Origin of the sequence: Streptomyces sp. NPDC032161, assembly GCF_040636995.1 — a bacterium.
In the GTDB taxonomy this organism is placed as follows: domain Bacteria; phylum Actinomycetota; class Actinomycetes; order Streptomycetales; family Streptomycetaceae; genus Streptomyces.
This window is the reverse complement of the sequence record NZ_JBEZVN010000083.1, coordinates 1-6016: the sequence shown is the minus strand read 5'-3', so window position 1 is coordinate 6016 and position 6016 is coordinate 1. Positions and strand designations below refer to the sequence as shown.

The 6016-nt window shown below is 71.0% G+C and carries 5 protein-coding genes; 4 read left to right on the top strand and 1 reads right to left on the bottom strand.

Annotation, left to right across the window (positions count from 1 at the left end; all coding sequences use genetic code 11):
- Positions 1 to 320 precede the first annotated feature (320 nt).
- The gene (locus AB0E67_RS35935; RefSeq protein WP_362035000.1) at positions 321 to 1139 is read right to left on the bottom strand and encodes an IclR family transcriptional regulator; all 819 of its coding nucleotides are present in this window, start codon (positions 1137 to 1139) and stop codon (positions 321 to 323) included.
- 292 nt (positions 1140 to 1431) lie between these two features.
- Between AB0E67_RS35935 and AB0E67_RS35930 the strand changes: the two genes are divergently transcribed.
- From AB0E67_RS35930 to AB0E67_RS35915, 4 genes are all read left to right on the top strand, one after another.
- Positions 1432 to 2802 carry an aspartate aminotransferase family protein gene (locus AB0E67_RS35930; RefSeq protein ID WP_362034998.1) on the top strand — a complete coding sequence of 457 codons (1371 nt, stop codon included), beginning with the start codon at positions 1432 to 1434 and terminating at the stop codon, positions 2800 to 2802.
- Entirely contained in the window at positions 2802 to 3989 is a 1188-nt protein-coding gene (locus tag AB0E67_RS35925; protein WP_362034996.1) for a mandelate racemase/muconate lactonizing enzyme family protein, read from the top strand. Before AB0E67_RS35930 ends, AB0E67_RS35925 begins: the two co-directional genes overlap by 1 nt.
- Positions 3986 to 4831: an amidohydrolase family protein gene (locus AB0E67_RS35920; RefSeq protein WP_351525849.1), complete on the top strand. Its 846-nt coding sequence runs from the start codon at positions 3986 to 3988 to the stop codon at positions 4829 to 4831. Before AB0E67_RS35925 ends, AB0E67_RS35920 begins: the two co-directional genes overlap by 4 nt.
- 211 nt (positions 4832 to 5042) lie before the next feature.
- Positions 5043 to 5882 carry an SDR family oxidoreductase gene (locus AB0E67_RS35915; RefSeq protein ID WP_360119938.1) on the top strand — a complete coding sequence of 280 codons (840 nt, stop codon included), beginning with the start codon at positions 5043 to 5045 and terminating at the stop codon, positions 5880 to 5882.
- The last annotated feature ends 134 nt before the right edge of the window (positions 5883 to 6016 follow it).

The following is a 6016-nucleotide window of genomic DNA, read 5'->3' as shown; positions in this document are numbered from 1 at the left end:
GGGCGGTGGGGTGGTGCGGAACGCTCATGCGGACTTCGCCTTCCGAGAAGCGCCGGGGATGAGGGAGCGTTCCTGCGGTGGACTGCCGAGAGGCGGATGGCTGAAAAGGTCCGGTCGTCTGGTGTTCCGGACGCGATGGGCAGGCGTCGGAAGCGAACCGGAAGGGGGTGAAGCGCGAGTGACGGGAGGATGTCCTCGCGGTTGGCAGGGAACCTACGGCGGGTTGTGGCGATTGGTCAAGACCCGAATTTGTCGGAGTACGTCGTCCGGTGCCGTGACAGGCGGCGGTGGATGCCGGACGGGCGTCGGTGCCGGGAGGTCTACGCGATGCCCTCCGCGTCGTCGACCCAGCCCAGCGAGAGGCTGATCCGCCGTGCCGCGTCCCGTACCTGGCCGCCCAGCTCCTGGTAGCGCCAGGCCGGCAGGCCGAGCTTGAGACCCGTGATGGAGATGGCTCCCGCGCACACCGAGCGGTCATCGAGGACGGGGGCGCCGATGCAGATGATGCCCTCGGCGTCCTCCTCGTCGTCCAGGGCGTAGCCGACCCGGGCGATGTCGCGCAGGTGCGCCAGGAACGTGTCCCGGTCGGTGATCGTGCGGGAGGTGCGCCCGGGCAGTCCGAACCGGTCGACGACGGCGGCGGCCTCGCTCTGCGGCATGGCGGACAGCAGCGCCTTGCCCAGGCCGGTGCAGTGCGGCAGCTCGCGGTGGCCCATCCGCAGATCGAGGCGGACCCGCTGGTCGAGCTCGACCTGGTCCACGACGACCGCGTGACCGTCCTCGGGGATCGCGAGCCGGGACGCCATGCCGGTGGTGCGGGTGAGTTCGCTCAGAACGGGGCGGGCCACCCCGCGCAGCGAGACCTGCGCACGGGCCCGGTCGCCGAGCCGGGCCAGGCTCATGCCGAGCCGGTAGCGGCGGTTCATGCCCTCGCCGTCGTCGGAGACGAGGCCGTAGGCGCGGAGGGTCTGGAGCATGCCGAAGGCGGCGCTCTTGGAGATGGAGCAGGCGTGTGCGACCTCCGTGACACTCAGGCCGTTCCCCTGCGTGGGGGCGGCGAGCGCTTCGAGGATGTCCGCTGCCCTGGCCACGCTCTTGACCCAGTACTTCGGTTCTTCTGTGGCAGAGCTGTTCGTCATAGCAGAACAGTTTAGTGTCTGAGTGTGAGGTTCTTGGGGGCTCCCTCCTGCAGAAAGGCCGAGAATCGACGATTCGGTGTCCGGAAGGGGGTTGACCGCCCCTAGTGGCCCACGTACTATCCAGGAACTGTTCTGCTCTACAGAACAGTGTTCGGAAAAGCGAGACGCACCACCCACGCAACACACGGATCACTCTCTTCCTGCGGCGACTGCCGGGCGGATGGCGCCAGGGACTCACGGGCCGGGCAGGGCCCGCGACAACCGACGACTATCGACGCAAGGAGCAAGCGATATGAGTTCAGGCCCGGCCGGCAACGAATCCGGAGCCCGACTCGCCGAGCGCGCCCGCCGGGTCGTACCCGGTGGCGTGAACAGCGGTCAGCGAAGTGTTCCCGGACTGACCGACCTCGTCGTCACCGGCACCGACGGCGCGCGGTTCCGTACCGCCGACGGACGCGAGTACACCGACTTCCACTCGGCGTTCGGCCCGCCGCTGCTCGGTCACAACGACCCCGACGTGGCCCGCGCCACCGCCGAGGCCGGCACCACCCTCGGCCACATGGGCGTCGGCGTCACCGAGGGCGAGGTCCTCCTCGCCGAACAGCTCGCCGAGCTGATCCCGTCGATCGAGAAGGTGCTGCTCACCAGCACCGGCAGCGAGGCCACGTTCCACGCGCTGCGCGTCTCCCGCGCCGCCACCGGCCGCCGCCTCGTCGTCAAGTTCCAGGGCTGCTACCACGGCTGGCACGACTCCGTCAGCCTCAACGTCATCTCCGCCCCGGACAAGGTCGGCGGCCACGACCCGATCTCCACCGGCATCCTGCCCGAGGTCCTCGAAGCCACCCTCGTCCTGCCGTTCAACGACAGCGAGGCCGTCCGCCGCACCTTCGCCGAGCACGGCTCCGACATCGCCGCCGTCATCGTCGAACCCGTCCCGCACAACGTCGGCGCGCTCCTGCCGTACCAGGAGTTCCTCACCACGCTGCGCGAGGAGACCCGCAAGGCCGGCAGCGTCCTGATCTTCGACGAGGTCATCACCGGATTCCGCCACGACATCGGCGGCTGGCAGAAGATCTCCGGCGTCACGCCCGACCTCACCACCCTCGGCAAGGCCATCGCCAACGGCGCCCCCGTCGGCGCGATCGGCGGCCGCGCCGACCTGATGGACCTCTTCTCCACCACCCCCGGCGCCCCCGCCTTCTTCGCCGGCACGTACAACGGACACCCGTCCGTCGTCGCCGCCGCCCTCGCCACCCTGCGCAAGCTCCGCGAGGAGCCCGTGCACGAGCACGTCTTCCGGCTCGGCGAGCGCGTCCGCACCGAACTGACCGGGCTGTACGAGCGCCTCGGCGTCCCCGCCGTCGTCACCGGCTACGGCTCCGTCTTCGTCAGCTACTTCATGCCCGGCGAGACCCCCCGCACCTACGCGGACCTGCTGAACAACGACGCCTCCCTGTTCGTCGGCTACCGCCGCAGGCTCCTGGAGCACGGCCTGTTCGAGCTGCCGCTCAACCTCAAGCGCAGCCACATCAGCTACGCCCACACCGACGCCGACGTGGACCGCCTCGTCGAGGGCACCGAGGCGGCGGTCAGGGCCGTCCTCGCCGAAGGCGGCGCCCGCGACCTGGAGAACACCTCCACCATGGGCGGGGCGACCCGCTGATGCTCACCGTCAACAGCAGCCGCCCGGCCGGCCCCGCCGGACGCATCAGCCGCGTCGAGACCCTGATGCTCGGCACCGCCTGGCGCGACTTCGGCTACGTCCGGGTGCACACCGACGAGGGCCTGTCCGGCATCGGCGAGATCACCCACCCCTACCGGGTCCGGGAGGTCTGCGCCCTCACCGAGTCGATCGCCCAGCGGCATCTCATCGGCGCCGACCCCTTCGACGTCGAGGAGCTGTGGCTCCGCGTCTACCAGGGCGACTTCCTGCGCGGCGGCGACATGGGCGGCATCGCCCTGTCGGGCCTCGACCAGGCCATGTACGACCTGATGGGCAAGGCGCTCGGGGTGCCCGCCTACCGCCTCACCGGCGGCGCCTGCCGCGACCGCGTCCGCGTGTACGCCAACGGCTGGTACACCGGCGAACGCGAACCCGAGACCTTCGCCGCCAAGGCGAAGGAGACCGTGGCCAAGGGCTTCACCGCCCTCAAGTTCGACCCGTTCGGCCCCGGACTGCACGAGCTGGAGCGCGCCGAACTGCGCCGCTCCGTCGACCTGGTGGCCGCGGTCCGCGAGGCCATCGGACCGGACGTCGACCTGTTCATCGAGGGCCACGCCCGGTTCGCCATGCCGACCGCCGCCCGTCTGGTGCGCGAGCTGGAACCGTTCGACATCGGCTGGTTCGAGGAGCCGATGCCCTGGACCCACATCGAGCGCTACGCGGAGCTGCGGCAGCGCGCCGCGTTCCCGATCTCCGGCGGCGAGCACTTCCACAACCGCTACGAGTACAAGCAGCTGTTCGCCACCAACGCCGTCGACATCATCCAGCCGGACCTCTCCATGGCCGGCGGCCTCACCGAGGTCAGGAAGCTGGCCGCGATCGCCGACACCCACGGCATGCTGGTGGCCCCGCACAACTCCAACTCGCCGCTCTGCACCACGGTCTCGGTGCACGCGACGCTCGGCATCCCCAACTTCAAGATCCTCGAGACGTTCGACGGGCTCCTGGAGGACTACGTCTTCGACGCGCTCAAGGGCACCCTTCCGATCAGCGACGGCCACATCGGCCTGCCGACCGCGCCGGGGCTCGGTGTCGAACTCGTCGACGAGGTCTTCGAGGAGCACCCGCCCAGCCACCGGTTCTGGAACATGTTCGCGGACGGCTGGGAGAAGCGGAACCGGACATGATCGTCGACGTCCACTCGCACCTCTTCCGGCACAGCCACGACTTCACCGACCCGTTCAGGTCCGACTCCGCCCGCGCCCACGCGGGCGAGGTCGACCTGACGGTGACGTGGGAGGAGTACGCCGCCACCGCCCCTGAGGGCACCCGCACGATCGTCGTCGGGGGCAAGGCGCGGCGCAGTGGACTGTGGGTCGACGACGCGGCCGTGGCCGCGTACGCGGGAGAGCACCCGGACCGGCTCATCGGGTATCTCTCCCTCGACCCCACCCAGCCCGGCTGGCAGGACGAACTCCGGTACGGACACCAGGAACTGGGCCTGCGCGGCATCAAACTGATGCCGATGTACGCGGGCTTCGACCCCGCAGCCGAGGAGTACGACGAGCTGTACGGCTACGCCGAACGGCACGGGCTCCCGCTCCTGGTGCACACCGGCACGACCTTCGTGTCGACGGCGCCCCTGGAGTGGGCGATGCCCCGCCACCTGGACGCCGTCGCGATCCGCCACCCCGGACTGCGGATGGTCCTCGCGCACCTCGGCCATCCCTTCGAGGGCGAGTGCATCGCGGTCATCCGCAAGCACCCGCACGTGTACGCGGACATCAGCGCCCTGCACTACCGGCCCTTCCAGCTCTGGCACAGCCTCCGGCTGGCCCAGGACTACGGGGTCCTCCACAAGCTGATGTTCGGCAGCGACTACCCGTTCACGACGGTCGACGACTCGGTGAAGGGGCTGCGGGAGATCGCCCGCGTCCCCGGCATCCCGGGACTGCCGCCGCTCGACGTGGACGCGGTGGAGGAGATCATCCACCGGCCGTCGCTGGACCTGTTGGGCCTGAACGGCTGAGAGGCGGCCGGGTGGCCTCGGAGCCGAGGCCACCCGGAAGCCTCCGGTCCGGCCGTTCCCGTGAACCTGTCGGTGCGGCGGACGGGCGCCCCCCGCCCGCATCCGCCGCACCGGCAGCCGGGCCGCCGCGCACCCACCCCTGTGTCCCGCGCGGCGGCCCCCTCCCCGCACGCCCCCGCTCTTCGCCGTCCCCGCCTGGAGGACCTCCGCCATGACCGCAGCCGTCCCGTCCCGTCCCACCGACCGCTTCGACCTGACCGGGCGCACCGCGGTCGTCACCGGGGCCGCCCGGGGTCTGGGCCGGGCCTTCGCCGTCGGGCTCGCCGAGGCGGGCGCCGACCTGGTCCTGGTCGACCTGCCCGGCGCGGAGGGGATCGACGCGACGGCGGCACAGGTCGAGGCGCTCGGCCGCCGTGCCCGGGTGTACGGACAGGACCTCGCGGACATCGACGCGCTGCCCGGGTTCGTCGACGCCGTGCGCGCCGAGGCCGGACCGCTGCACATCCTCGTCAACAACGCGGGCACGGCCGCCCTGGAGCGCTTCAACGAGATCACGCCCGCGAGCTGGTCGCACATCATGCGGGTCAACGTCGACGCGGTCTTCTTCCTCAGCCAGCGCGTCGCCGAACACATGACGGCGGACCGCGTCGCGGGCCGTATCATCACCATCACCTCGAAGAACGCCCTGGTGGCGGAGGCGGGCCTGGCCCACTACAACGCCTCCAAGGCCGCCGCCCAACTGCTCACCGAGACCCTGGCGGTGGAGCTCGCGCCGCACGGCATCACCGCCAACACCCTCGCCCCCGGCATGGTCGAGACCCCCATCGACGGTGAATTCCCCTTCGACCGGGAGGCGTTCGAGGCCGCGTACCGCGAACGCATCCCGCTCGGCCGCTACGCGCGGCCCGACGAGTGCGTGGGCGCGCTGCTGCTGCTCGCCTCGGACGCGGGGGCGTACCTCACCGGGGCGCGGATCGTCGTCGACGGGGGAGTGCTCGCCGACCAGATGCCGCGGATGCGCTTCATGCCGCCGTACCGGAACACCGTCTGACACCCGCGAGTGCCGTGACCGGCGGGCGTCGCCGGGAGGGGCACGAGCACGCATCGACCCCGACACCGCGAGGAGCACCTTCGTCATGTCCGTCCCCGCATCGTCCCCCGCCGGAGCCCCGGCACCGTCGTCCG